The organism is Streptomyces sp. GbtcB6 (genome assembly GCF_019091475.1).
Taxonomy (GTDB): Bacteria; Actinomycetota; Actinomycetes; order Streptomycetales; family Streptomycetaceae; genus Streptomyces; species Streptomyces hyaluromycini.
In genome coordinates this window covers 1-305 of the sequence record NZ_JAGXJL010000243.1, presented here as the reverse complement: position 1 = coordinate 305, position 305 = coordinate 1, and the positions used below count along the sequence as shown (strand labels likewise).

The 305-nt window shown below is 75.4% G+C and carries 1 pseudogene; it reads left to right on the top strand.

Going from position 1 to position 305, the window contains the following annotated elements:
- Positions 1-89: 89 nt before the first annotated feature.
- Positions 90-305, top strand: a pseudogene (locus KVT45_RS55280) (hypothetical protein); the annotation flags it as partial.

The following is a 305-nucleotide window of genomic DNA, read 5'->3' as shown; positions in this document are numbered from 1 at the left end:
GCGCTGGGGCGGCAGCGGGGCGCACCTGGCCACGCCCACCGGCGCCAACCACGCACCCGCCGGCCGCTGACCGCCAGGAGGAGTGAGTCATGGAACTGCGCCTCGAGTTCACCGTCCCCGTCCCGGTCGACGACGCCTGGCACGCGCGCCTCGACATCGAACGGGACGCGCCGTGCCTGCCGGGCGCGGTGGTCGAGGACTACGACGGCAGGACGGTGTGGGGGTCGGTGAAGGTCAGGGTCGGCCCGGTCACGGTGTCCTACCGGGGCACGGCGGGCTTCGCGGGGCAGGACGGGTCGGGGCAC